This window comes from Providencia sp. PROV048 (genome assembly GCF_033688165.1).
In the GTDB taxonomy this organism is placed as follows: domain Bacteria; phylum Pseudomonadota; class Gammaproteobacteria; order Enterobacterales; family Enterobacteriaceae; genus Providencia; species Providencia hangzhouensis.
Window position 1 is genome coordinate 2,358,420 of the sequence record NZ_CP096360.1, and the last position, 24,989, is coordinate 2,383,408.

The window sequence follows — 24,989 nt, forward strand, 5'->3', positions numbered from 1 at the left end:
TATCTAAACCCTGAACAGGTTGATTTATTATCATTAATACTGTTGTTTATACCATAAAAAATGCTGGATGCATATCCAGCTACGAGCTATTTATTAATAAGCAATTCTGTTTAAGATAAACTCGCTATCTTAAACGACCTCGAGTTAAAACTAACCGTGGGTCGCCAACTTTTAAAAGGTTTTGATTGAAATGGCAATGTGTTATCGCAATTGCCAAAGCATCTGCCGCATCAGATTGTGGACTCGCTGACAACTTCAGAATCGATTTAACCATATGTTGTACTTGGCTTTTTTCTGCGGCTCCTGTGCCTACAACTGTTTGTTTAACCTGACGAGCCGCATATTCAAATACGGGTATATTCATGTTTGCAGCGGCGACAATCGCAACCCCCCGAGCTTGCCCAAGTTTTAATGCTGAATCCGCATTCTTCGCCATAAAAACTTGTTCAATGGATAATACATCCGGTTGATATTGAGTGATAATTTCCGAGACGCCCGCGTAAATTCGTTGCAGACGGCTTGGTAAATCATCAACTTGTGTACGAATACACCCACTACCTAAATACAGTAGTTGCCGGCCTTGTTGGCGAATAACACCGTACCCCGTAATACGAGAGCCAGGATCAATACCTAAAATAATCGCCATATAAATTTACTTATGCCTCTTTATATTAATCATGTTGTTCTAATAAGCTTCATAATACTATCAATTTCAATCAAATAGCTATTTGAATATCAAATCCAACATTCAGAATAGTGATAATAAAGGCGAGTTATGGCACTGATACTTAGCCAAGTATAGCGAATAAAAGGAAGGAAAGCATCGAAGGCGTTAGAGAAAACAGGCTGCATCAGCCCGCTTTCTCTACGCGGATTATGCTAAATGACTAGGCCGCCATTTAGTGCCTCACAACTTACAGTGTGGCAGCGACTTCGTCAGAAATATCACCATTGTGGTAAACTTCCTGAACGTCGTCTGAATCTTCTAACATATCGATAAGACGTAACAATTTAGGCGCTGTTTCTGCATCTAACTCGGCTTTAGTTGATGGGATCATTGAGACTTCTGCAGCTTCACTGGTGAAACCCGCAGCATCTAATGCATCTTTCACTTCACCAAAAGTTTCTGGCGTTGTGTAAACATCGATTGCGCCATCATCATAAGTTTCAACATCATCAGCACCCGCTTCTAATGCCGCTTCCATGATCGCATCTTCATCAACACCAGGCGCATAGGTGATTACGCCGCGTTTAGTAAATAAGTAAGAAACAGAGCCGTCTGTCCCCAAGTTACCACCCGTTTTAGTAAATGCATGACGCACTTCAGAAACAGTACGGTTACGGTTATCACTTAAACATTCAACCATAACAGCCGTTCCGCCTGGGCCATAACCTTCATAAATGATAGTTTCCATATTATCGTTATCATCATTACCAACACCACGAGCGATAGCACGGTTTAAGGTGTCACGAGTCATGTTGTTAGATAATGCTTTATCTACCGCTGCACGTAAACGTGGGTTTGTTGCGGGATCACCACCACCTAAACGCGCTGCAGTCACTAATTCACGGATAATTTTAGTGAAAATTTTACCGCGCTTAGCATCTTGTGCCGCTTTACGGTGTTTGGTGTTGGCCCATTTACTATGACCTGCCATGAAATATCTCCAAAAAACGTCAATAAATAATTAAACAGCAAATTCTAAAATAGCCTGACTGTTGCTCCAGGATTTCGTTAAGCTCGCCGCTTCATCTGGTGCTAGCCAACGATATTCGCTGTGTTCCGTCAGTAATGGCATTTTTTCTTCACTTTGCACCATTTTAAACCAATGTTCTTTGCAATGCGTAACATCGGGTGCATAACGATGCCTGAAATGTGGGAAAATTTCAAAGATGATACTGTGCGACAAATCTTGCAGCTGGTTTTGTTCAACCTCAAAACCTGTTTCTTCTTTAATTTCACGACACGCCGTTTCATACGGTTTTTCATCAGGCTCCAAACTTCCGGTCACTGATTGCCAAAAGCCTGGGTCGTCTTTACGTCGTAACATAAGCACCCGTCCACTATTTTGAGCCACAATAATGACTAATACTGATTCTGGGTGCTTATATTTTTTCATTGAACTTACTCTTCGTCTTTCGCAACCACAGCGATAGCAAGTTCCGTTAATGCATCCGGGTTAGCATGGCTCGGTGCATTCGTCATTAGACACGCGGCCGCTGTTGTTTTCGGGAAAGCAATAACATCACGAATATTATCCGTTCCTGTTAACAGCATCACTAAACGGTCAAGACCAAATGCTAAGCCTGCATGTGGTGGTGTACCATATTTCAATGCATCTAATAAGAAACCGAATTTTTCGCGTTGGTCTTCTTCATTAATACCTAAAATACTAAATACCGTTTGTTGCATTTCGTTGCGGTGAATACGGACTGAACCACCGCCAACTTCGTAACCATTGATGACCATATCATACGCATTAGCAACGGCTTCTTCAGGTTTACTCGCCAGTTCTTCAGGTGAGAAATCTTTAGGAGACGTAAATGGATGGTGCATCGCAGTTAACCCGCCTTCACCATTATCTTCAAACATTGGGAAATCAATCACCCACAGTGGCTGCCAGCTATTTAAATCGGTTAATTCAAAGTCACGACCGACTTTCAAGCGTAGCGCACCCATTGAATCGGTCACCACATTTTTCGCGCCCGCGCCGAATAACAAGATATCGCCATCAACGGCACCAGTACGGTCTAATAACTGGTTAATCACGTCTTCACTCAAGAATTTTGCAACTGGACTTTGAATACCGTCAAGGCCTTTAGCTCGCTCGTTGACTTTCATCCAAGCCAAGCCTTTCGCACCATAAATACCAACGAATTGACCATATTCATCGATTTGTTTACGGGTCATAGCTGCGCCACCGGGGACTTTCAGGGCCGCAACACGACCTTTCGGATCGTTTGCTGGGCCTGAGAACACCGCAAATTCAACATCTTTTACGATATCCGCAACATCCACCAGCTCCATTGGGTTACGTAAGTCTGGTTTATCTGAACCATAACGACGCATAGCTTCCGCAAAAGTCATGATTGGGAAGTTGCCTAAATCAACCCCTTTTACCTCTAACCATAAATTACGGATCATACGTTCCATAATTTCACGCACTTGCTCTGCGGTCATGAACGAGGTTTCAACATCGATTTGGGTGAATTCAGGTTGACGGTCCGCACGTAGGTCTTCATCACGGAAGCATTTTACGATTTGATAATAACGGTCAAAACCTGACATCATCAGCAATTGTTTAAATAATTGTGGTGATTGCGGTAATGCGTAAAATTTACCTTTATGAACACGGCTTGGTACTAAATAGTCACGAGCACCTTCTGGCGTTGCTTTGGTTAGCATTGGCGTTTCAACGTCCAAGAACCCTTCTTTATCCATAAAGTTACGAACAAAGCTGGTGATTTTAGCACGCGTACGCAGACGGTCAGACATCTCTGGGCGACGTAAATCTAAATAACGATATTTTAAACGACGCTCTTCTGTATTTGTTTGGTTGCTATCTAACGGCAGTGGCTCTGACTTATTAAAAACATTCAGTTCTTCAGCAAAAACTTCAATTTCGCCCGTTGCCATGTCTTTATTTTTTTGGCTATCTGGACGTGCGCGTACTGTCCCTGTGATTTGGATACAGAACTCATTACGCAGCTCTGACGCTTTTTCAAATATGTCTTTACGATCGGGATCGAAGAAAACTTGCACGATACCTTCACGGTCACGCATATCGATAAAAATCAAACCACCTAAATCGCGGCGGCGGTTTACCCATCCACTAAGAGTGACCTTTTGGCCTTCGTGAGCGATGTTTAACTGCCCACAATAATTAGTACGCATACAATATCCTTTTACTCAGCTGTTGTGCTTTTGCTTGCTGCGGGATTTTGGCATTTTGCTGAACCCTATTTATTTGCGAAACACGGGCTGAAAATTCAGAATGTCAAAAAGGCAGACATTATACAGGAAATTCTGTTAGACAAATAGTTACGTATTCTACATAACGCGTAAACCATTTTGTTTTTAATCATATTTTCATCAATTATTGTTTTACTAATCAACAATAATAAAATTGAATAGCGAGATAGACGTCTATCACGATGATCCTATCGATTTTAAGGGACTATCCGCACCATGTACATATTGCAGCAAAGGTTTATTTCATCAGCCCGAAGCCTTTTTGAGTAAAAAATCATCACTTAATGCATTCCAATTCAATTATTGATTAATAAATACCTCTTTAATCATTAATCTTTCTATTTCAGAATCGTTACCTTTTTCAGTTTGCTATAATCAAAATATATAGATATAACGCTGAATTAATCATCATCTGCAGTTTAAGGATTGCCCATGAAAAAATTTTTACTTGCCACTTCCATGTTCGTACTACTCGCTGGATGCCAAAACATGAAACCCGCAGAGACTGATAATACAAAAACTTTTTATATTGATTCTTCACTTGCTGATTGTATGGGCGTTGCCCCAATGAAGTGTATGAAAGTGAAAGAAAACCCTAGTGATGACTGGCAACTTTTTTATAGCTCAATTCAAGGCTTCGAATATCAACCAGGCTTCTCTTATACTGTACAAGTGAAGCAATTCGATGTACCTAACCCACCGGCTGATGCCCCAAGTATTCGTTATGAATTGATAAAAATCGTTGAAAAGAAATAGCATTTAAAAATTTAATTTAAGTCATTAAGTAATTTTATCAGTTTACTTAATGACTCACTTATAACCATAATTATTTTATCATCAGTAAATAATAGAGTGACCCTATTATGAGTGTTAAAATCATCGATAAGCTTGGGTTAATCACCCTATCAGATCACAAAATTGCGATGGTGCGTTCCCATAATAAAAGTTTGTTTTATATACCCGGTGGAAAACGCGAACAAGGTGAGACGGATGTACAAGCACTCTGCCGTGAGATTGCCGAAGAATTAAAACTCGACTTAGTTATCAGTTCTATCCGGTTTTATGGCGAGTTTATTGGCCCTGCTGATGGAAAATCAGATGGAACGCAAGTCCGTATTCGTTGCTACTTTGCGGACTATAGAGGCGAACCCCATCCTGCTGCTGAGATTGCCGAATTGGATTGGTTTAGCATTAACGATTTACCTCGCTGCTCAAGTACTGCGGTGACCATTCTGTCACAATTAAAAAAAGACGGATTAATTCAATAAAGCCTATGTGATTACTTAAAAAAGTTGTGATTTCATTTGTCGAACGGCTTTTTAGGATTTACAATTCACCAAATATTGTTAATACCCATTACTATAACTTATATTTTTAGGTGTTTTCATAGTTTGATTCGTTTTATGGTGGAGTAAAAAATGGTCAGCTCTTTGTACGCTGTACTGGGTGCCTTACTGCTTCTTAGATTATCCTTAAATGTTGTGAAGCTGCGTAATCAATACCGTATAGCTTATGGTGATGGCGGTTTTTATGAGTTGCAAACCGCAATCCGCGTTCATGGTAATGCCATCGAATACATTCCCATCTCTTTAATTTTATTGCTTTTAATGGAAATGAATGGCGCACAAGTGTGGATGATTCATATTTGTGGCTTGATCTTAATTGCAGGGCGAATACTGCACTCTTATGGTTTAAAAAATCACGATTACTCATATCGCCGTTCAGGCATGGCAGCAACTTACCTTGCTATGGCGCTGATGGTTATCGCCAATACTTATTACCTACCTTGGCTACAAATCGTTTCATTTAATCTTTAGTTTTTATTCTCTGTAACGGCACGAATTATTAATGTGCCGCTCATTATTTCATTGCTTATGGATTGATTTTCAGTAGACTGCCTTTCTGATACAATCCTTCCCTACTTTTGTTTTTGATTAATACAGAACTTATGTCAAACTCGGATCCAACCTCAAAAGACCGCCTTTTCTCTGCGCCTATCGCTAACCTTGGTGACTGGCAATTCGATGAAAAAGTGGCTGAAGTATTCCCTGATATGATCCAACGCTCCGTGCCAGGGTACTCTAATATTATTACGATGATTGGCATGCTAGCGGGTCGCTTTGTCAAACCCAACAGCCATGTTTACGATTTAGGCTGCTCTTTAGGTGCAGCAACCTTATCGATAAGGCGTAATATTACAGTAGAAAAAAGCAAAATTATTGCTGTTGATAACTCCCCTGCAATGGTTGAACGTTGCCGCCGCCATATTGATGCCTATCGTGCTGACACACCGGTTGAAGTTATAGAAGGTGATATTCGTGATGTAAATATTGAAAACGCCTCTATGGTTGTGCTCAATTTTACTTTGCAGTTTCTCAACCCAGAAGATCGCCAATTATTACTCAGTAAAATTTATCAAGGGCTACAACCCGGCGGTATTTTAGTCCTTTCTGAGAAATTTAACTTCGAAGATAAAGAAATCGGTGAGTTATTATTCAATATGCATCACGACTTCAAACGGGCGAATGGCTATAGCGAATTAGAAATCAGCCAAAAACGTAGCATGTTAGAAAACGTGATGCTCACAGATTCTGTTGAAGCACATAAAGCGCGTTTAAAAAATGCAGGTTTTACTCACTGTGAAGTTTGGTTCCAGTGTTTTAATTTTGGTTCACTGTTAGCGGTTAAAGAGGCCTAAGCATGATTGATTTTGGTCGTTTTTACCAACAAATTGCGGTTGGCCCCCTAAGTCATTGGCTTGAAACGCTTCCGGCACAACTTTCAGCATGGAAAAAACAAGGGTTACACGGTGGTTTTTCTTCATGGGAAAAAATGCTAGATAACCTGCCAGTAATGGTCCCTACTGATTTGGATTTACGCAACAGCGTGACTGCTACACGTGAACCCGAGCTCACAGCCGGTGAAACTCGGCGCCTGAATAATATTCTTGAACAATTAATGCCATGGCGTAAAGGCCCTTTTTCTCTCTATGGTGTGAATATTGATACCGAATGGCGCTCTGACTGGAAATGGGATCGCGTATTACCCCATATTTCATCACTAAAGGACCGTTATGTCTTAGATGTCGGTTGCGGCAGTGGCTATCACATGTGGCGTATGTTAGGGCAAGATGCCAAATTTGTTGTCGGTATCGACCCAACTGAATTATTTTTATGCCAATTTGAGGCGGTGAGAAAATTATTGGGCGATGACCAACGTGCGCACTTATTGCCTTTAGGTATCGAACAACTGCCAGAGTTAAAGGCATTTGATACTGTGTTTTCAATGGGTGTACTTTATCACCGCCGTTCACCTCTTGACCATTTGTGGCAACTTAAGAACCAATTAGTGAGCGAAGGTGAATTGGTTTTAGAGAGTCTAGTTATTGAGGGGGATGAATTTCAGTGTTTGATCCCCGGTGACCGTTATGCTCAAATGCGTAATGTCTATTTTATTCCCTCCGCTAAAATGCTCAAAGTTTGGTTAGAAAAATGTGGTTTTGTTGATGTCCGGATTGTTGACCAAGAAGTGACCTCTTTGGAAGAGCAACGCCGCACACAATGGATGAAAACAGATTCATTGGCTGAATTTTTAGACCCTAATGATAAAACCAAAACTATCGAGGGCTACCCTGCACCATTACGCGCTATTTTAGTTGCTCGTAAACCATAAAAAAATGCCTATGGCAATTACGTCGTAGGCATTTTATTTCTTTTTTATCAAGATGTTACATTGTTATTTGCCATAAATTATAGAAGGCAATTCGGCCAACTAACTCCGCTAAAATAACGGCTAGCGCACATAAGCCTAATATTACAGATGAGTTTCTTCCGCGATATAATAGAGCCGGATAAACGAACAGCATCACCGCTAATACGACTAACTGGAAGCTCCAAAAACCAGCTTGTTCAGCGCTAATCTCTGGTCCTGTTTCGCCTAAAAATGACACATAAGCGGCACGAGTGGCAAAAATAATAATTGAACCAATCAAAAATGCCATCGCCCCTAACCGCTGAGCACCGAATAGAATAGCCAATGCGCCACCAGCAACTAACAGAGTCATCCACATTTGTACGGTTGTGAAAACAGTAAACCAATTGGCTACCGTCGCAATATTATACACTTGAGGAATTGACCAGACGAATGCCAAACCAAAAATAACCGTGGCAACATTGCACAGTTCACTTAGCGCTTTATTTTTAATAAACAAGGTGAATAATAAAGTTGCAGCCCCAAAAGCAACAAAAATACCACTAAGCAAAGCTTCATTACTCATTGGTGAACGGCCTACACCTAAAAGCATATTAAAGAAGCGCAGAGGCTGCCCAACGTGTAGCCCACCGATGGCTAGCGCAATGATCATAATGACAAATGCCGCTATATTGGCATGACGCAATTGGGTTTCGCCCAACATGCCCAGTTTTCGGCTCGCATATACCAATAAATATAAACCTGCTGCCGACTGCCCCAATACGGTGAAAAAAACGAGTGGAAGTTCGTGCATGTTATACCTCTGCTGGGTTTTGTAATTTACCGCTCTTGTCACCGCAAGGTTTAGCATCCTTGTGCGGCTTAATGACAATATTAGGATTAGTAAGAGCTGGGTTTGGCATGGGGGCAATCCCACTAATATTGCCATGGCGCTCGCGAAGAATGTTGATATCGTCAAAGTCCAATGCGCGTTGTGGACAAGATTCAACACAAACAGGATTCATCCCTTTTTCGACCCGCTCATAGCACCCATCGCATTTACTCATCAATTTTTTCTTTTCGTCATACTGTGGTGCGCCGTATGGACAACGTAGTTCGCAGTAACGGCACCCGACACAAATGGTTTGGTCTACTACTACTAACCCATCTTGTTCACGTTTATGCATTGCACCGGTTGGGCAACCTGCAACACAGGTAGGGTTAGAACAATGATTACAAGAAATTGATAGATAGTAACTATAAACATTCTGTTGCCATATCCCCTCTTGCTGTTGCCAACTTCCACCACCAAACTCGTATACCCGACGGAATTTAGGCCCTAAATCAAGGTCCTTTTCATCCTTACAACTCACCTGACACGTTTTACAACCTGTGCATTTTGTTGAGTCAAAATAAAAACCATACTGTTTCATTCGTCACTCCTTATGCACGTTTCACGTCAACTAAGTTAGTATGTTGCGGATTTCCTTTAACGAGAGCGGAAGGCTGCTGTGTGGTGAGTGTATTAATACAGCCACCAATATCGACCCCCTCTTCATTGACTTCTCGCCAAGCACCTTGCGGAACTGCAATCACACCGGGTAATACGCGTTCTGTCACTTTTGCTTTAATATGCATACATCCACGGTCATTGAAAATTTCAGTCACATCACCATCTTGAATACCACGAGCAGACGCATCAATTGGGTTAATCCAATACTGGTGCGGAACGGCTTCGCGTAGCATCGCAATATTAAAATATGAAGAATGCGCATGGCCTTTATCGTGATAGCCAGTCATTTGCAGCGGGTATTTTTGTTTAGCTTGCTTATTTTCAACGCCTTCAGTATTCACACAATATTCAGGCACAGCAGGTATTCGCTGGTCAGCAGGGTAATCCCACTCTTTCGCTATCTTAGCGAGCCTTTCTGAATAAATTTCAATTTTACCCGATGGTGTTGGTAATGGTGAGGTTTCAGGTGAATCTCTGAATGGTTTTAAAGCAATATAATCTGCACTATTCGCCAATTTTCTATCAACAATTCCCATGTCATTCGTTTCTTCGAACGTTGGCAAATGTGGATTTTTTTCTCGCATCAAGTTATAGCAATGTTCTATCCACTGCTCATGTGTACGGCCTTCGGTAAATTGGTCTTTAATACCCAGTTTTTCAGCGATATCAGTTAAAACATCATAAGATTGGCGACATTCCCATAATGGCGTAATCGCATTTTGTAGGCGGATAGCATAATGGTAAGCACCACTGGCATACGAGTTATTAATTAAATCATTCGATTCAACACTGGTCACATCAGGTAAAATTAAATCCGCATATTTAGTCGATGGCGTCATATGCGTATCCCAAACCAAAATAAATTCACATAGGGACTCATCCGTTAGAATTTTGTGGGTTTTATTTAAGTCAGAATGTTGGTTACCCGTGACATTACTCGCATAGTGCCATAAAAATTTCACATTGGTTTCAAGTCGTTCTTTACCGAGCAGTGTCGAGTTTGTCGCGGTCATTTCGGTACCGCGCGCTATCGCATCTGTCCACATAAAACACGGAATTTTGGTTTTAACTGGGTTTGGAATAGCAAAACCTGGCACAGAATACGCTACGTTTCCTCCCCATCCTCCCGCATTCGTTCCTGGGCGTCCAATATGCCCCGTAACAATGGGTAACATCATCACAGCCCGTGCAGCTTGTTCACCTGATGCCGTTCTTTGTAACCCCCAACCTTGAGAAATCCACGCGGCTTTTGCATTACCCAGCTCACGAGCCAGTTGAATAATACGAGCTGGTGAGACGCCTGTAATTTGGCTAGCCCACTGCGGCGTTTTTTCAATACCATCATCACTGAGCCCTAAAATATAATCCTTATAGGAACCATTTTTTGGTGCAGACTCAGGGAGTGTCTGACTATCCCAACCCACACAGTATTGAGCTAAAAAGGCTTCATCCGTTAATTGTTCTTTAATTAATGTATGGATAATCGCAGCGACAAGCGCACCGTCAGTGCCCGGATAAATCGGGATCCATTCAGCACCTAGTGTTGTCACGCTATCAGTACGACGTGGGTCAATAATAATGACTTTAGCTTGGCTTTTTTCCAACGCTTTTAAGGTTTCGTAGAATTGCCCACCACCGGACATCCGTGTTTCCGCGATATTATGGCCAAACATGACGACTAAATCGCTATTGGCTATTTCAGATAACAGCGAATCATCCAACTTGCCATAAACATACGGAATAACACCGTTTATTTGTGCGGTTGAGTAGGTTCCATGTTGGTCAAGAAACCCACCTAATTGGCTTAATAACCGCTTGCAAGCATTACGTCCTTGTAAATTAGCACCGGTAGATCCTGAACCATACTGATAGTAAATCGCTTCATTGCCATATGTATCAATAGTTGAGCGCAATTTTTGTGCCACTATCGTCGTCGCTTCATCCCAACTGATCCGTTTAAACTTGCCTTCTCCCCGTTTACCTGTACGTAATAATGGGTATTTCAAGCGGTCTGGGTTATAGGTTTTCCAGCGAACAGAGCGCCCTCTCAAACAAGGACGTATTTGATGTAAACCAAACTGAGTGTCGTCATACATGGTTTCATTCGATATACGAGTAATGACGTCATCTTTCACATGTACTTTAAGTGGGCAACGACTGCCACAATTAACTAAGCATGCGCTGTATTTGATTTTTTCACTGACTTCATCTGGTTGAATTGTGATGGTTGGTGTTGCTAGAGCGGAAAAAGGTAGTGAGATGGAGCTGGCGATAGCCGTTGTTGTAGCGATAGAGGCAGAAGTTTGGATAAACTGTCGCCTACTCAGCGCTTTTTCCCTGATTTTATTGATCATTACATTGCTACCTTATTAATTATTATAAATTGAATTACCTTAGTATTCTTATAGTAATTAGATAGTAGCCTTATAAAAAAAGTGGTTAATTGACATGCATCAACACAAGCAATAATTAAGCTATTAATGATAAATAAATCATATTATTAGTATTTCTATCGACTATTTTAGCAATAATTAACTGCATGGTAGCTAATAAACACTAAGAAAAACCAACTAATTGATTTTCCTTAGTGAATAACAATCTATTTAAAATTTCCATATCAAAGCCGTGCAGGTAAATAGTAAAGCTGCGTATTATGGCTAGCGGCAATTAAACGGAAACTTTTTCTGTAATAGAAATAAAGTCCTTCATCGCTTCTACTGTAGGGCCGTCCACACAATAGTGAGTAAATTCATCGGTTTCGCTATTAGAAGCCATTGTAACGCCTACTTTGCGGTAACTCATTGTTGATGGTACCGTTTTCCCTGCGGAACTGTGTACCTCAGATAAACCGATTTCCATGAATTTACTGAGGTTAGCTAAACGTACGCCCGCACCCGCCATAATTTGTGGGCCATTGATTTGCTGGCTTTTTTCATGTAACTCTTTCAAGAGAGGTAAGCCCAACTCCGCGCTTTGTTGCTGCCCAGAAGTTAAAATGCGAGCCACGCCGAGTTCCTTTAATTGTTCTAAAGCTAACGATGGGTTAATACACATATCAAATGCGCGGTGGAAAGTAATATTCATCCCTTGAGCTATTTCCATCAACGTTTGCATCCTGTTGATATCAATACGCCCTTCGCTATCCAATATACCGATAACGGCGCCTGAAAAGCCCATTTCCTTAATCATGATTAAATCTTCACGGATCACATCAAACTCACTGATGTTATAGCAAAAATCGCCACCACGAGGACGAATAATAGGATGAACTGGAATATGTAGTTTCTCTTTCGCTAATTTCAGGTAACCATAACTGGGTGTCAGACCACCATCAGCGGCGCCAGAGCACAGTTCGATACGATCTGCACCATATTCTTGAGCCACTTGGGCACATTCAATTCCGAAACAACAGATTTCCAGTTTTGCCATGACAACCTCCGAAATAGAGCAATAAAACACTGGCTTTATGTGCCCAAAAAATAATGAAAGATTTAATGTTAAACGTTAACAATTCGCCTAATAATGCCATTTATCAAAAAATGTTATCGGATAGATATCACACCGCCAAAAGTTAACAGGTACTATTGATCAATAACGTTAATTACATCACTTATTTTTCACTTTCAATTATCTTTTTTAGCGGGAATGGATGGTATTTAACTGTTATCTCACCATTTGACACTGCTAATGTTGGATTTGGCAACCTTTCTTGCTGCCCTTTGGGTTGGCTCATTTTAATGCTATACCCTTGTGGTAAAGGTTCAGGTAATAACTGCAATGCCGCGGTTTCTAGCTGATTCGGCTCAACATCTATTACCATTTCGATGTGTTCCCAACTTTCTTTCGAGTAAATTTTGTCCTTTGGAAAAGGCAACTCAATGATAAATACATCTTGACCCGCGATATTTAATGGCTCACTTAGCTCATATAAACGAATCGGTCGGCCATTAATTATATTATCAGATAAAAGTTGGGCACATTGTATTAACCCTTGGTGCCAACGTTCTGCAGTTGCAATATGATGACAACGCACTGAAATATGGTCAATCGGAAAGGATGACAATAATACGTTTATCTCTTGCGCCATCTGTTGTAATTTACCTATGAATATAGGTAGGTCATCCCATAAATCTTGTAATTGCGAAATTTTGCTAAACTGTGGCACTTAACGCCCCCTTTACAAAAACTTATCTGCTAAACAGTGGCGCAGACTGTAGCATGAGAGCCCCAAAATGTGGTATAAAACCTGCCGATTTTTCTCTTCCACCTTTTAGTTATGCGCATGTGATGGCACAATGCGGTAACTATGTTCGTAATTTAAGGTAATTCGGTGAATATTCAGGCGATTCTTTCAGATAAAATTAGTGCTGCGATGTTAGCAGCGGGTGCTCCAGAAGACAGTGATGCACTTGTGCGTCAATCCGCTAAAGCTCAGTTTGGTGATTACCAAGCCAATGGAGTGATGGGCGCTGCTAAAAAGATGGGGATAGCTCCGCGACAACTGGCTGAACAGCTTGTTAATCACTTAGATTTGGAAGGGATTGCCAGCAAAGTTGAAATTGCAGGCCCCGGCTTTATTAATATTTTCCTTGAGCCAGCTTGGGTTGAAAAGCATGTTGAAGAGGCATTGGCTTCCCAGCGCTTAGGCATCGCGCCCGTCAAGCCTGAAACGATTGTCATTGACTATTCTGCGCCTAATGTCGCGAAACAAATGCACGTAGGCCACTTACGCTCCACCATTATTGGTGATGCTGCGGCACGCACTCAAGAATTTATTGGTCATAAAGTCATCCGTGCCAACCACGTCGGTGATTGGGGTACGCAATTTGGTATGTTAATTGCCTATCTTGAGAAAGTTCAAAATGAAGATGCCACCGATATGGCACTTGCCGACCTCGAAGAATTTTATCGCGAAGCCAAAAAACACTACGACGAAGATGAAGAATTCGCAGTCCGCGCTCGTGGCTACGTTGTGAAACTGCAATCCGGTGATGAATATTGTCGTCAAATGTGGCGCAAATTAGTGGATATCACTATGCAGCAAAACCAAGAAACCTATCGCCGTTTAAATGTCACTTTAACCGAAGATGACGTGATGGGCGAAAGCTTATATAACAGTATGCTACCCGGTATTGTTGCAGACTTAAAAGCCAAAGGTTTAGCTGTCGAGAGTGAAGGCGCGACGGTTGTTTTTCTCGACGAATTTAAAAATAAAGAAGGCGAACCAATGGGCGTGATCGTCCAGAAAAAAGATGGTGGCTTCTTGTACACAACAACTGATATTGCCTGTGCGAAATACCGTTATGAAACCCTTCATGCTGACCGCTCACTTTACTATATTGACTCTCGCCAACATCAACATTTAATGCAAGCATGGACCATCGTCCGTAAAGCAGGTTATATCCCTGAATCAATGGCACTTGAGCACCACATGTTCGGTATGATGCTAGGTAAAGATGGCAAACCATTTAAGACTCGTACAGGTGGTACCGTTCGTTTATCAGACTTACTGGATGAAGCGGTTGAACGTGCTCAAGCGCTGATCCGTGAGAAAAACCCAGATATGCCTGAAGATGAATTGCTCAATGTCGCAAATGTTGTCGGTATTGGCGCCGTTAAATACGCTGACTTGTCCAAAAACAGAACGACAGATTATATTTTCGATTGGGACAACATGTTAGCTTTCGAAGGAAATACCGCTCCGTATATGCAGTATGCGTATACTCGAGTGGCTTCTATTTTCAAGAAAGCCAATTTAACCCATGCAGACTTAACTCTGCCTATTTCATTACAAGACCCACGTGAAATTGCGCTTGCGACACGTTTGTTACAGTTTGAAGAAACCATTCTAACTGTCGCTCGTGATGGTACACCTCATGTGATGTGTGCTTATTTATATGAACTAGCTGGTTTATTCTCAGGCTTTTATGAGCACTGCCCTATCTTGTCAGCCGATGACGAAGCCCAGCGCCAAAGCCGCTTGAAATTGGCTGCATTAACCCAAAGAACGTTAAAAACGGGCTTAGATACTCTGGGCATTGAAACCGTTGAAAGAATGTAATTCAAATCAATAAATAGTCTATTAACGGTTCACTTTGGTGAGCCGTTTTTGTTTGCGCTGTTTCGCTAACTTTGTTGTTCGTTTTTGTAATTCATCGATATATTCATTTGCGCAATTACGGAGTACTAAGTTCCATTTACAAAGTATTTTTGCTTGTTCATAAAGTTCAGGGTTATTCGACAAACGGTTATTCTGTTGTAGCCAATCAGCAACACTCGCCCAGTCCCATAACGGGGATGTCCCTTTCAAACGTTGTACGGGTGTAGGGAAATGGCCTTTACCTCGAGCCCCATCTTTCAGCAAAGCCACTGCTTGACGGGTTAGCCCTGTCAATTCTGCAATATCACTTAACCCAACCAAAGCGGAATCAATAGATTCCACTTTTATATTCAGCGATGTACTTTCAACATCTGTAATCGCAGTTTCAATTGCAAGATCAAAAGATTCCGCTTCCCTATCAAATTCTAAATAAACCGATTTACCATAAAAGCACACCAATGCATCGCCACAGCCTGCGGCAAATATGGTATCAACTAAGCCTTCCGTATCAGCAGTCACACCCGATAGTGTTAATGTGAAAGTAAATAGCGCCATAATTTCCCCATCTTACATAAATAAGCGGCCTAAGCCGCTTGGATTAACCTAAAAGAGCAATGCAGTGATTCACTTTACGTATTATCTGTTTAGCATGCACTTCCATAACTTTTGGCGTTGACCAGACTCTCATCATATGTGTTTTGTGTTCACCCACTGCGTTACCACAGCGTAACTTGCAGAAAGTATGTGATGAGTTTCCTGCTGTAACCCAGACCCAGCCATTTTCTATCGCATATTCAATAGCTGCCTGAACATGCTTATTTGGGTGTTTTTTCATCGACCTCCTTGATACATAACATAGCCATTCCGTTGACATCGGTCAACAAATAATATTCAATAAATTGAATACTCCCCTGAAATTAATTGCTGTCACAACAACCCAGTAAATATACCCCAGAAATAGAGCTGGATATTATTTTTATCAATGAAAACAATTAATTGAAATTTCATGAAATAATTTTGAAATTAATAATTCAGTTATAAAGAGAATAAATTTGAGTAGATAATTAGAAATTGAAGGGAAAGAATTTATGCCTGTTGGCACCTTAACTACGTAGATTACATAGATAAAAAAGCCCAATTTTATGAGCTCTCCTCATTAACATTGGGCTTTTAAGGTCATTGACATACTTATTAATTAGGCAATACTGCGTTTCATAAAATCACGAGGGCGGAACCCGAGCACGTATAAAGCAACAAAATAACTTCCCGCACCAACAATCACGACGCCTATCAAACGTAGCATACGCATCAGCATATTACCTTCTTGCCAAGACGGCATAAAATGTAAGACACCAAATAGCACGGCACCCATTACAATTAACGCTATCAATAGTTTAACGATAAACCCTTTCCAGCCCGCTAAAGGCTGAAAAATATCTTGCTTGCGCAATTGCCAATAGAGAACTCCCGCATTAAAACAGGCAGCTAACCCAATGGATAAAGCTAAACCTGCATGTTGTAATGGCCCAATAAAGGCTAAATTCATCAGTTGCGTTAAGATTAACGTGACAATCGCAATTTTCACTGGGGTACGAATATCTTGGCGTGAATAAAAACCTGGTGCCAAAATTTTCACCAAAATCATCCCAGTTAACCCGACACAATAGGCAATTAAGGCATATTGTGTCATAAGTGAGTCATGCGCCGTAAAATTACCGTATTGGAATAAAGATACGGTTAATGCTTCAGAGAGTATCGCCAACCCTAACGCACAAGGTAGTGCCAGTAGCAGACAAAGGCGTAACCCCCAATCCATCAAGTGACGATATTCGTTTTGGTTGCCACTCGTAAAGCTTTTCGCAAGTGATGGCAATAAAATCGTTCCAAGAGCTACTCCAAGTACCCCTGATGGTAACTCCATTAGCCTATCGGCGTAGTACATCCATGATACTGAACCAGATTGTAAAAAAGAGGCAAATATCGTATTGATAATCAAAGAAATTTGCGCGACAGAAACCCCGATAATAGCGGGACCCATCATTTTCATTACACGCCAAACCCCACTATCACGAAATGATAAGCGCGGTAGCACTAACATGCCCACCTTTTTAAGGTGTGGTAGCTGATAGACCAGTTGCAAAACACCGCCAACCAGCACTGCCCATGCTAATGACATTATGGGTGGGTTAAAGTATGGGGCTGCAAAAGCAGCAAAAATGATCATACTGACATTGAGCAATGTTGGCGCGAATGCAGGGACTGAGAAACGGTTCCAAGTATTCAGGATAGCCCCAGCGAGAGAGGCCAGAGAGATCAGAAAAATATAAGGGAATGTGACTCGTAAAAGATCTGTCGTCAGCGCAAATTTGTCAGCATCGTCAGTAAATCCAGGTGCAGTAACATAAATGATCCAAGGGGCGGTAATCATACCAAGGATAGTTACGATCGCTAAAGCGAGGGTTAGCATCCCAGCAATATAAGCGACGAATGTACGAGTGGCCTCTTCTCCCTGCTGATTTTTGTATTCCGCCAGTATTGGGACAAAAGCTTGTGAAAATGCACCTTCGGCAAAAATTCGACGTAAAAGATTCGGTAGCTTAAATGCGACAAAAAAGGCGTCCGCCGCGGCTCCTGCACCAAAAACTCGAGCGATAATGGCGTCGCGAATAAACCCAAGCACACGAGACATCATGGTCATGGAGCTTACTGCCGCCAACGATTTTAATAAATTCATGATTGATAGACTAAAAGAATACAATCGCATCAGTTTAACAGCGAGCGCTGCAACTGACTACGATTGAAAAGTAAATTAGGAATTTAGGCTTTATTCAGCGCCCAAGTGTTATCTGTCAATGCCGTCAATACATGGTCACGCCACTCACCATTAATTTGTAAGTATTGCTTTGCATAGCCTTCACGTTCAAAGCCAAGCTTAGTCAATAAATGACCACTACGCATATTATGAGGCATATAATTTGCCATAATTCGGTGCATTTTTTGGTGTTGTTGCATATAACGAATCGCTTGGGTTAGCGCTTCATACATTAGACCTTGTCCTTGCCATTTTTCACCTAGTGAATAACCTAAATAACAGGCATAAAATGAGCCGCGCAATACATTACTAAAGTTCGCTACCCCCATAACTTCGTTTTCTTCTTTATCTAATAGTAAGAAATGGAAAGCACTTCCTTCTCGATGCATTTCATTCATGACTTGTAACCGATTATGCCAGCCAGCGGGCTGGTAATGAGAGTTGTCCCTGATGGGTTCCCACGGAATTAAAAAGTCTTTGTTCAGACTGTAATAATCAGCTAGTCGATAATTATCACGTTCGTAAGTTAAACGAATAACCATTCTATCAGTGACAAGACGCACTTTCGGTACATTTGAACGATAACCAAACATCGTTAACCCTTAATTAATAAAAAGCCAGATATTTTCTTTAGTTCCAAGCCAATAACTTAGAACGTTAAAGTGTAGCTTACAATTCATTCACGAAAAATATGTTACGTAAATTAAAATATGAATACATCACTAGATGCCTTCATTGTGAAGCATACTCAAGTATGTGACCCAAGGAGCCGAACGCAGTCAACACCGTCACCGAGTGAAGTATGGCCCTATCAATATTCTAAATAATTCGCTCTGTGACTAGGCGACCAGAGAGGATAGCTTGGGGAGCATACACTAGTATGTGACCCAAGGAGCCGAACGCAGCCAACACCGTCACAGAGTGAAGTATGGCCCTATCAATATTCTAAATAATTCGCTCTGTGACTAGGCGACCAGAGAGGATAGCTTGGGGAGCATACACTAGTATGTGACCCAAGGAGCCGAACGCAGTCAACACCGTCACAGAGTGAAGTATGGCCCTATCAATATTCTAAATAATTCGCTCTGTGACTAGGCGACCAGAGAGGATAGCTTGGGGAGCATACACTAGTATGTGACCCAAGGAGCCGAACGCAGTCAACACCATCACAGAGTGAAGTATGACGAATATTTATCGATAAAAAAATATCATCTATTGAACCCTATTATACTGATATTATTGGTAACTGATTTTAAGAAACTTTCCCCCTTTGCTATTTTTCTAATGGTGTCTCTCATGGCGCAAGTGTCACGGGCAAGAAGCCTTGGCAAGTATTTCCTTTTGCTTGACAACATGTTGGTTGTCCTAGGCTTTTTTGTCGTTTTTCCGCTTATTTCTATTCGTTTTGTTGATCAACTGGGCTGGGCCGCCGTGGTGGTTGGTTTTGCCTTAGGGCTTCGTCAGTTTGTTCAACAAGGTTTAGGTATCTTTGGCGGTGCTATCGCTGACCGGTTTGGCGCGAAGCCCATGATTGTCATTGGAATGCTATTACGTGCCAGTGGTTTTGCAGTCATGGCGGTGGCCCATGACCCTTGGGTTTTATGGCTATCTTGCGTACTTTCTGCTCTGGGTGGAACCTTGTTTGATCCCCCACGAACCGCATTAGTTATTAAATTAACTCGCCCATATGAACGTGGCCGTTTTTATTCTTTGCTGTTAATGCAGGACAGTGCTGGTGCAGTTATCGGTGCTTTGATTGGTAGTTGGCTACTACAGTATGACTTCCATTATGTCTGCTGGGTTGGCGCTGCTGTGTTTATTATTGCTGCTATCTGCAATGCTTGGTTATTACCTGCTTATCGAATCTCAACTGTCAGAACCCCCATTAAAGAAGGCATGGGACGCGTACTGAAAGATAAACGCTTTGTAACTTATGTGGTCACATTGGCAGGCTATTTTATGTTGTCAGTACAAGTGATGCTTATGTTTCCTATTGTTGTCAATGAGTTAGCAGGGACGCCAACTGCCGTCAAATGGATGTATGCGATTGAAGCAGCGATATCCTTAACATTGCTTTACCCTATTGCTCGTTGGAGCGAAAAACATTTTCGCCTTGAGCAACGGCTCATGGCCGGGCTATTTTTAATGAGTCTCAGCATGTTTCCAATTGGCATGACAACCTCACTCAACACGCTATTTGCCCTTATTTGTCTATTTTATTTAGGTACTGTGACTGCCGACCCCGCTAGAGAAACACTAAGCGCATCACTTGCTGACCCAAGAGCCAGAGGGAGCTATATGGGCTTTAGCCGCTTAGGCCTTGCTTTAGGCGGAGCTGTCGGTTACACCGGTGGCGGCTGGATGTACGATATTGGCCACCAATGGAATATGCCACAATTACCTTGGTTCTTATTAGGGATCATCGGTTTTATCACTTTATGGGCACTGCATAAGCAATTTAACCGTAAAAAAATTGAAACAGTCATGTTGAGTGGGCAGTAATGCGCTAAACTAGCGGTATTACTGTAAAAGGAGTCTTTATGAAGAAGTTTATAATCGCCGCTATGGTGGGCTTTCTCACTCTCTTATCGGGTTGTAGTCAATTATCTGAGTTTAGTATTAGTGAATCACAAATTAATGATTATCTTGCTAATAAAGTAAAATATGACCACAAGGTCGGCATTACTGGCTTTGCTGATGCGGATATTCAACTCGCTAATTTAAAATCAGAAATCGGCCGCAGTGAGCCTGGAAAAGTCGCGTTGACAGGGGATGCAAGCGTTAAATTAGACTCGCTGATTGGTAAAGCAGAAGCACAAATTAACCTGACCCTCACTGCTCGTCCTTATTTTGACGCCAAAACCGGCTCAATTTACTTAAAAGAGTTAAATATTAGCAGTTACAAGGTAACACCCGAAAATATGGATACGGCTATGTCAGCTGTTATTCCTTACTTAAATAGTTCCCTTGAAACTTTCTTTGAAACTCAGCCTGTTTATGTGTTAAATCCAGATAATGGTGCTGCTGAAGCAACCGCAAAGAAATTGGCTAAAGGGCTTGAAATCAAACCGGGCAAACTTGTCATTCCATTAGTTGATTAATTTTAACCATAAATTATTTCGATTGATAAAAGCATGAAAGGCAACAAAAAATCTGTTGCCTTTCTGACTTATTCAATCCTCAAACAAAATTATTAATCAATACCGCTGACTAAAACATAAGTAACATCATCATAAAAAAGTGACGGCGTCACAACTATTCGGTTTCTGAGTCAAGCTCATCACGCAGAGCAATAACTGCATCACGCGTAATTTGGGCTAAAGTACGATAAAACGTGGTTGTAGCATGCGCTTCAACTTTACCTAAAAAGCTGCCATACCAGCTAAGAATATAGCTATCAAATAATTCTTCTTGGGCGGCTGTTTCATCTTCTGCCGCTTGGTCTTCCAACCAAGAAGCCGCGAGTAGTAACGCACCAAAAGCATCCGCAGGTGCATTCGTCAGGGACATTCCTCTCACAGTTAAAAATTCGCGAACTTCTGCTTCTGTAATTTCAGAATCGTAATCATTCGCTAGCATTGAAACTGCTGGGGATTCACCTACAAACAGGGCTTGGTAATCCGCATTAACCGCATTGATATCGAGATCTTTTGCCATGCGCAACCATAATTCATCTTGCTCCAATGGCCATGATGCTTTTAATTTATCTTGAGCAATCATATCAATAAGCGGCTTTACGAGGCTATCAGAGGGACTACGTTGAAATAGTGTCCCCAAAATACGGCAGACGATTGAAAATTCGTTCATATATTATCCTATTTTTCAGATTCAGTAGTCACACCTCGTGACCGAAGCAGTTACTTTCAGTATATCGAAAAAATAGGAAAGATATTAGGGGTGATGATTGCGAGTGTTCATAAAGACCACTCGCAACAAAGAAGTGACTAATAACCGCGTTGCATATCAACCACACCAATAGGAGCTTGGCCAGCTTCGATGCGCTGGATATTACTGACAATCATATCCATGGCTTCTTTCGGTTTTGTAAAGGCGGCAACATGGGGCGTGATAGCGATGCGTGGATGCGTCCAGAACGGGTGCATTTGCGATAACGGTTCACTCGCAAAAACATCAAGCGCAGCACCTGCAACTTGCCCTGATTCAAGCGCTAAAAGCAAATCTTGCTCAATCAGATGAGCACCACGTGCAAGGTTGATAACATATGCCCCTTGCTCTAATTGGCTAAATAGTTGCTGGTTTAAAATTCCCACCGTTTCTGGCGTGCTTGGCAGAAGATTAATAATCACACGGGTTCCAGAAAGAAAGCTAGCTAATTGGTCATTACCAAAATAGCTTTTTACGTTATCAAGTTGTTTTTCAGAGCGACTCCATGTTCTTACATGAAAACCAAAGCTGACTAAGCGTTTTGCAACCGCTTGCCCTAATGCCCCTGCTCCCATAACACCAATGACAAAATCTTCGTGTTGGTAGGCTGGTAATTGCTTCCATTGTCGCTGTGATTGTAATTGGCGGTACTCATCCATACGACGAAAGTAGCTTAACACTTTTGCACAAGCGTATTCTTCCATTTGAATCGCCATTCCAGTGTCTTCCAAACGCATTACAGGAACGCCTGCCGGTAAGGTCCCAGGTTTGTCTTGCTCTTGCTTTAAAATAGCATCCACACCCGCACCTAACGCGAAAATACCTTTTAAATCACTGCGACCAGCGAGACATTCATAAGGCGGTAACCAAACCATAGCGTAATCTGCACTTTGGTTATCCCCTTTTTCCCATTGGCGAATATTCACTTGGGGTAATCGCGCTTTCATGCCCTCAATCCACTGTTTTGAATCAAAAAATGGATGGTAAAATAAAATATTCATGGCAACTCCTCTTTAGTTTCTAACAGAGTGTGCCGAATGGCATTTCTTTTCAAGTTAATCAAGCCGATACACTGTATTCAATCAGAATTTTGTTAACTAGCTAACGCTTTTTATCTTCACGACTTGCCGTTTCAAATTAACATTAAACGTATTATTTACCTTAGCTGATAACATTTAAGATTAGATAATAATCAAATTGTTTTTTATTTAGCTAAACAGCAACAAAAGTCGGAAAAAGGATAAATAGGGAGTTGACGTTAGACGCTATTTTCCCTATAGTAGCGCCCCGTTGCAGAGCAGGTTTTTATTCCCTACTCCACAACAGATTTAGAAAAACGGTGAGGTGTCCGAGAGGCTGAAGGAGCACGCCTGGAAAGTGTGTATACGGCAACGTATCGAGGGTTCGAATCCCTCCCTCACCGCCATTTTTCTTCTAGTTTTTCCTCTCTTCTTCTTGATATGCCATTCCTTGATTTTTTTTCTCTTTCGGTTCTATACCAATTCCTTGTTCGTGATATTCGCGGCTTATATCTTCCCAGAGTTCTGCATTTTCTATCCCAGCGACTTTCGGGTCAAACACCGGATCAACGCCTAGTTTTTCCTGCCGCTCAAAGTCACGCAGTGCTCGTAATGCAGGTTTTGACAGGAAAACGATGGCAATAAGATTAAGGTAACTCATACTACCGAACCCAATATCGCCAAGGCTCCACATTAAGCTAACTGACTGGACGCTTCCCATAAAAACAATAATCAGAAATACAAACTTAAGTATCAATTTCAAAATGGGGTAACGCAATTTTCTATCGAGATAAACAATCGTGGTTTCTGCAATATAGTAATAGGCCATCAAGGTTGTGAAAGCGAATAAAAATACGGCGATTGAGACAAATCCCGACCCTGCAGAAGTAAAGACTGTTGATACCGCCATTTGTGTCCATGCGGCCCCCGCGGCAACCCCGGGAACATATTCGACTAAGGCAGTCGCCGAACCATCTGGAAAAACGTTATACATATTGGTGACAAGGATCATCAAACCTGATGCTGTACACACAACGACAGTATCGATATAAATAGAAAACGCTTGAATTAACCCTTGTTTTACAGGGTGGCTTACCTCGGCCGCCGCAGAACTAAATGTGGCTTCACCCGCACCTGCCACGTTGGAAAAAACGGCACGGCGCACACCCCATGAGACAGCCGTACCAACAATACCACCGAATACAGCGTCCATTCCCATCGCACTACGGAAAATTAAACTGAACATACCCGGCACTTGTTCGTAATGGCTACCCAAGATGATCACCATCATGACGATATATGCCAATGCCATAATTGGCACGATCTTGTCTGCTGCACTCGCAATACGTTTTACACCACCAAAGATTAACCATGCCATCAGCACTGTCACAATGCCGCCTGTCGCAATTGGGGGTAAGTTAAATGCAGTTTGAAAGGAATCAGCAATGGTATTGGCTTGAATACCCGGAACCAGTACTCCATAAGAAAGGCAAATAACCGCAGCCACTATAATAGCAAATGGCTTCAGTTTTAACCCTTTCTCGATATAGTAAGGGGAACCACCGCGATATTGGCCATCAGAGCGTTGCTTGTATATTTGCGCGAGTGTGGATTCGATAAATGCACTAGCTCCCCCCAATAGCCCCATGACAACCATCCAGAAGATTGCACCGGGGCCGCCTGCGGCAATGGCTGTCGCCACACCCGCAATATTACCTACCCCGACACGCCCTGACAATGCTAAACAGAATGCTTGGAAGGAGGAAATTCCTTCTTTTGACGCTTTATTTTCCTTTAACAAACATACCATTTTAATGAGATAGCGAAACTGTACACCGCGAGTCGCTAATGTAAAATAGAGCCCAACACCTAGCGATAACACCACTAATGCATTACCCCAGATGTAACCAACGATTGTATTAACGATGGCTTCCATTTTGTACTCCTTCGTTATTGTAATTGTTTATTTGTATTTGCAGGGTAAAAAAAAACCTGAG

At 41.7% G+C, this 24,989-nt stretch carries 24 protein-coding genes and 1 tRNA gene; 9 read left to right on the forward strand and 16 right to left on the reverse strand.

What is annotated here, in order from left to right; genetic code table 11:
* Window positions 1-124 precede the first annotated feature (124 nt).
* The 4 genes from ruvC to aspS form a co-directional block, all read right to left on the reverse strand.
* Complete coding sequence (gene ruvC, locus M1F26_RS10315) at window positions 125-646, reverse strand: crossover junction endodeoxyribonuclease RuvC (RefSeq protein WP_140172418.1); 522 nt, start codon at window positions 644-646, stop codon at window positions 125-127.
* Window positions 647-914: 268 nt separating this feature from the next.
* Entirely contained in the window at window positions 915-1,658 is a 744-nt protein-coding gene (locus M1F26_RS10320) for a YebC/PmpR family DNA-binding transcriptional regulator (RefSeq protein ID WP_004255032.1), read from the reverse strand.
* A 30-nt stretch (window positions 1,659-1,688) separates the two neighbouring features.
* Complete coding sequence (gene nudB, locus M1F26_RS10325) at window positions 1,689-2,120, reverse strand: dihydroneopterin triphosphate diphosphatase (RefSeq protein WP_140172417.1); 432 nt, start codon at window positions 2,118-2,120, stop codon at window positions 1,689-1,691.
* Window positions 2,121-2,125: 5 nt separating this feature from the next.
* Complete coding sequence (aspS, locus tag M1F26_RS10330) at window positions 2,126-3,895, reverse strand: aspartate--tRNA ligase (RefSeq protein ID WP_004255040.1); 1,770 nt, start codon at window positions 3,893-3,895, stop codon at window positions 2,126-2,128.
* A gap of 510 nt (window positions 3,896-4,405) precedes the next feature.
* Here aspS and M1F26_RS10335 point away from each other — a divergent pair.
* From M1F26_RS10335 to cmoB, 5 genes are all read left to right on the forward strand, one after another.
* The gene (locus tag M1F26_RS10335; protein ID WP_004255044.1) at window positions 4,406-4,729 is read left to right on the forward strand and encodes a DUF4377 domain-containing protein; all 324 of its coding nucleotides are present in this window, start codon (window positions 4,406-4,408) and stop codon (window positions 4,727-4,729) included.
* Window positions 4,730-4,836: 107 nt separating this feature from the next.
* On the forward strand, window positions 4,837-5,241 hold the full coding sequence (locus tag M1F26_RS10340) for an NUDIX hydrolase (protein WP_004255045.1): 405 nt from the start codon (window positions 4,837-4,839) through the stop codon (window positions 5,239-5,241).
* Between the two features lie 150 nt (window positions 5,242-5,391).
* Window positions 5,392-5,790 (forward strand): MAPEG family protein, encoded by a 399-nt coding sequence (locus M1F26_RS10345; protein ID WP_140172416.1) that lies wholly within the window; start codon window positions 5,392-5,394, stop codon window positions 5,788-5,790.
* Between the two features lie 131 nt (window positions 5,791-5,921).
* Window positions 5,922-6,671: a carboxy-S-adenosyl-L-methionine synthase CmoA gene (cmoA, locus tag M1F26_RS10350; protein WP_004255051.1), complete on the forward strand. Its 750-nt coding sequence runs from the start codon at window positions 5,922-5,924 to the stop codon at window positions 6,669-6,671.
* Window positions 6,672-6,673: 2 nt separating this feature from the next.
* The gene (cmoB, locus tag M1F26_RS10355; protein WP_096864852.1) at window positions 6,674-7,645 is read left to right on the forward strand and encodes a tRNA 5-methoxyuridine(34)/uridine 5-oxyacetic acid(34) synthase CmoB; all 972 of its coding nucleotides are present in this window, start codon (window positions 6,674-6,676) and stop codon (window positions 7,643-7,645) included.
* A 55-nt stretch (window positions 7,646-7,700) separates the two neighbouring features.
* Here cmoB and M1F26_RS10360 read toward each other — a convergent pair whose 3' ends face one another.
* From M1F26_RS10360 to M1F26_RS10380, 5 genes are all read right to left on the reverse strand, one after another.
* Window positions 7,701-8,477: a dimethyl sulfoxide reductase anchor subunit family protein gene (locus tag M1F26_RS10360; protein WP_140172415.1), complete on the reverse strand. Its 777-nt coding sequence runs from the start codon at window positions 8,475-8,477 to the stop codon at window positions 7,701-7,703.
* A gap of 1 nt (window position 8,478) precedes the next feature.
* On the reverse strand, window positions 8,479-9,096 hold the full coding sequence (locus M1F26_RS10365; protein WP_140172414.1) for a DMSO/selenate family reductase complex B subunit: 618 nt from the start codon (window positions 9,094-9,096) through the stop codon (window positions 8,479-8,481).
* A gap of 10 nt (window positions 9,097-9,106) precedes the next feature.
* Window positions 9,107-11,530: a DMSO/selenate family reductase complex A subunit gene (locus M1F26_RS10370; RefSeq protein WP_140172413.1), complete on the reverse strand. Its 2,424-nt coding sequence runs from the start codon at window positions 11,528-11,530 to the stop codon at window positions 9,107-9,109.
* Window positions 11,531-11,843: 313 nt separating this feature from the next.
* The gene (cutC, locus tag M1F26_RS10375) at window positions 11,844-12,605 is read right to left on the reverse strand and encodes a copper homeostasis protein CutC (protein WP_004255070.1); all 762 of its coding nucleotides are present in this window, start codon (window positions 12,603-12,605) and stop codon (window positions 11,844-11,846) included.
* Window positions 12,606-12,786: 181 nt separating this feature from the next.
* The gene (locus tag M1F26_RS10380; RefSeq protein WP_140172412.1) at window positions 12,787-13,341 is read right to left on the reverse strand and encodes a VOC family protein; all 555 of its coding nucleotides are present in this window, start codon (window positions 13,339-13,341) and stop codon (window positions 12,787-12,789) included.
* Window positions 13,342-13,506: 165 nt separating this feature from the next.
* Here M1F26_RS10380 and argS point away from each other — a divergent pair, with 165 nt between their 5' ends.
* Complete coding sequence (gene argS / locus M1F26_RS10385) at window positions 13,507-15,237, forward strand: arginine--tRNA ligase (RefSeq protein WP_140172411.1); 1,731 nt, start codon at window positions 13,507-13,509, stop codon at window positions 15,235-15,237.
* Window positions 15,238-15,258: 21 nt separating this feature from the next.
* Here argS and M1F26_RS10390 read toward each other — a convergent pair whose 3' ends face one another.
* The 4 genes from M1F26_RS10390 to rimJ form a co-directional block, all read right to left on the reverse strand.
* Window positions 15,259-15,831, reverse strand: a complete 573-nt coding sequence (locus M1F26_RS10390; protein WP_140172410.1) for a helix-turn-helix transcriptional regulator — start codon at window positions 15,829-15,831, stop codon at window positions 15,259-15,261.
* Window positions 15,832-15,874: 43 nt separating this feature from the next.
* Window positions 15,875-16,111, reverse strand: coding sequence for a hypothetical protein (locus M1F26_RS10395; RefSeq protein WP_140172409.1), 237 nt, complete (start codon window positions 16,109-16,111; stop codon window positions 15,875-15,877).
* Window positions 16,112-16,471: 360 nt separating this feature from the next.
* On the reverse strand, window positions 16,472-18,010 hold the full coding sequence (murJ, locus tag M1F26_RS10400; protein WP_140172408.1) for a murein biosynthesis integral membrane protein MurJ: 1,539 nt from the start codon (window positions 18,008-18,010) through the stop codon (window positions 16,472-16,474).
* A gap of 83 nt (window positions 18,011-18,093) precedes the next feature.
* Window positions 18,094-18,681, reverse strand: a complete 588-nt coding sequence (rimJ, locus tag M1F26_RS10405; RefSeq protein ID WP_094962953.1) for a ribosomal protein S5-alanine N-acetyltransferase — start codon at window positions 18,679-18,681, stop codon at window positions 18,094-18,096.
* Between the two features lie 703 nt (window positions 18,682-19,384).
* Between rimJ and mdtH the strand changes: the two genes are divergently transcribed.
* Together mdtH and M1F26_RS10415 are read left to right on the forward strand one after the other, a co-directional pair.
* Window positions 19,385-20,590, forward strand: coding sequence for a multidrug efflux MFS transporter MdtH (mdtH, locus tag M1F26_RS10410; protein ID WP_140172407.1), 1,206 nt, complete (start codon window positions 19,385-19,387; stop codon window positions 20,588-20,590).
* 38 nt (window positions 20,591-20,628) lie between these two features.
* Window positions 20,629-21,189 carry a lipoprotein gene (locus M1F26_RS10415; protein WP_094962528.1) on the forward strand — a complete coding sequence of 187 codons (561 nt, stop codon included), beginning with the start codon at window positions 20,629-20,631 and terminating at the stop codon, window positions 21,187-21,189.
* A 154-nt stretch (window positions 21,190-21,343) separates the two neighbouring features.
* On the opposite strand, the gene M1F26_RS10420 is transcribed toward M1F26_RS10415, so the two are convergent.
* Complete coding sequence (locus tag M1F26_RS10420; RefSeq protein ID WP_140172406.1) at window positions 21,344-21,895, reverse strand: molecular chaperone; 552 nt, start codon at window positions 21,893-21,895, stop codon at window positions 21,344-21,346.
* Window positions 21,896-22,032: 137 nt separating this feature from the next.
* A complete protein-coding gene (gene ghrA / locus M1F26_RS10425) occupies window positions 22,033-22,974 on the reverse strand; it encodes a glyoxylate/hydroxypyruvate reductase GhrA (RefSeq protein WP_004255104.1) in 942 nt (313 codons plus the stop codon).
* A 337-nt stretch (window positions 22,975-23,311) separates the two neighbouring features.
* Here ghrA and M1F26_RS10430 point away from each other — a divergent pair.
* Window positions 23,312-23,399, forward strand: a tRNA-Ser gene (locus tag M1F26_RS10430).
* A gap of 8 nt (window positions 23,400-23,407) precedes the next feature.
* Here M1F26_RS10430 and M1F26_RS10435 read toward each other — a convergent pair.
* Entirely contained in the window at window positions 23,408-24,928 is a 1,521-nt protein-coding gene (locus M1F26_RS10435; protein ID WP_140172405.1) for an alanine/glycine:cation symporter family protein, read from the reverse strand.
* Window positions 24,929-24,989 lie beyond the last annotated feature (61 nt).

What these genes read in the sequence shown, in the direction of transcription:
- ruvC (WP_140172418.1), bottom strand. Translation starts at nt 646, where the DNA reads ATGGCGATTATTTTAGGTATTGATCCTGGCTCTCGTATTACGGGGTAC.
- M1F26_RS10320 (WP_004255032.1), bottom strand. Translation starts at nt 1,658, where the DNA reads ATGGCAGGTCATAGTAAATGGGCCAACACCAAACACCGTAAAGCGGCA.
- nudB (WP_140172417.1), bottom strand. Translation starts at nt 2,120, where the DNA reads ATGAAAAAATATAAGCACCCAGAATCAGTATTAGTCATTATTGTGGCT.
- aspS (WP_004255040.1), bottom strand. Translation starts at nt 3,895, where the DNA reads ATGCGTACTAATTATTGTGGGCAGTTAAACATCGCTCACGAAGGCCAA.
- M1F26_RS10335 (WP_004255044.1), top strand. Translation starts at nt 4,406, where the DNA reads ATGAAAAAATTTTTACTTGCCACTTCCATGTTCGTACTACTCGCTGGA.
- M1F26_RS10340 (WP_004255045.1), top strand. Translation starts at nt 4,837, where the DNA reads ATGAGTGTTAAAATCATCGATAAGCTTGGGTTAATCACCCTATCAGAT.
- M1F26_RS10345 (WP_140172416.1), top strand. Translation starts at nt 5,392, where the DNA reads ATGGTCAGCTCTTTGTACGCTGTACTGGGTGCCTTACTGCTTCTTAGA.
- cmoA (WP_004255051.1), top strand. Translation starts at nt 5,922, where the DNA reads ATGTCAAACTCGGATCCAACCTCAAAAGACCGCCTTTTCTCTGCGCCT.
- cmoB (WP_096864852.1), top strand. Translation starts at nt 6,674, where the DNA reads ATGATTGATTTTGGTCGTTTTTACCAACAAATTGCGGTTGGCCCCCTA.
- M1F26_RS10360 (WP_140172415.1), bottom strand. Translation starts at nt 8,477, where the DNA reads ATGCACGAACTTCCACTCGTTTTTTTCACCGTATTGGGGCAGTCGGCA.
- M1F26_RS10365 (WP_140172414.1), bottom strand. Translation starts at nt 9,096, where the DNA reads ATGAAACAGTATGGTTTTTATTTTGACTCAACAAAATGCACAGGTTGT.
- M1F26_RS10370 (WP_140172413.1), bottom strand. Translation starts at nt 11,530, where the DNA reads ATGATCAATAAAATCAGGGAAAAAGCGCTGAGTAGGCGACAGTTTATC.
- cutC (WP_004255070.1), bottom strand. Translation starts at nt 12,605, where the DNA reads ATGGCAAAACTGGAAATCTGTTGTTTCGGAATTGAATGTGCCCAAGTG.
- M1F26_RS10390 (WP_140172410.1), bottom strand. Translation starts at nt 15,831, where the DNA reads ATGGCGCTATTTACTTTCACATTAACACTATCGGGTGTGACTGCTGAT.
- M1F26_RS10395 (WP_140172409.1), bottom strand. Translation starts at nt 16,111, where the DNA reads ATGAAAAAACACCCAAATAAGCATGTTCAGGCAGCTATTGAATATGCG.
- murJ (WP_140172408.1), bottom strand. Translation starts at nt 18,010, where the DNA reads ATGAATTTATTAAAATCGTTGGCGGCAGTAAGCTCCATGACCATGATG.
- rimJ (WP_094962953.1), bottom strand. Translation starts at nt 18,681, where the DNA reads ATGTTTGGTTATCGTTCAAATGTACCGAAAGTGCGTCTTGTCACTGAT.
- mdtH (WP_140172407.1), top strand. Translation starts at nt 19,385, where the DNA reads ATGGCGCAAGTGTCACGGGCAAGAAGCCTTGGCAAGTATTTCCTTTTG.
- M1F26_RS10415 (WP_094962528.1), top strand. Translation starts at nt 20,629, where the DNA reads ATGAAGAAGTTTATAATCGCCGCTATGGTGGGCTTTCTCACTCTCTTA.
- M1F26_RS10420 (WP_140172406.1), bottom strand. Translation starts at nt 21,895, where the DNA reads ATGAACGAATTTTCAATCGTCTGCCGTATTTTGGGGACACTATTTCAA.
- ghrA (WP_004255104.1), bottom strand. Translation starts at nt 22,974, where the DNA reads ATGAATATTTTATTTTACCATCCATTTTTTGATTCAAAACAGTGGATT.
- M1F26_RS10435 (WP_140172405.1), bottom strand. Translation starts at nt 24,928, where the DNA reads ATGGAAGCCATCGTTAATACAATCGTTGGTTACATCTGGGGTAATGCA.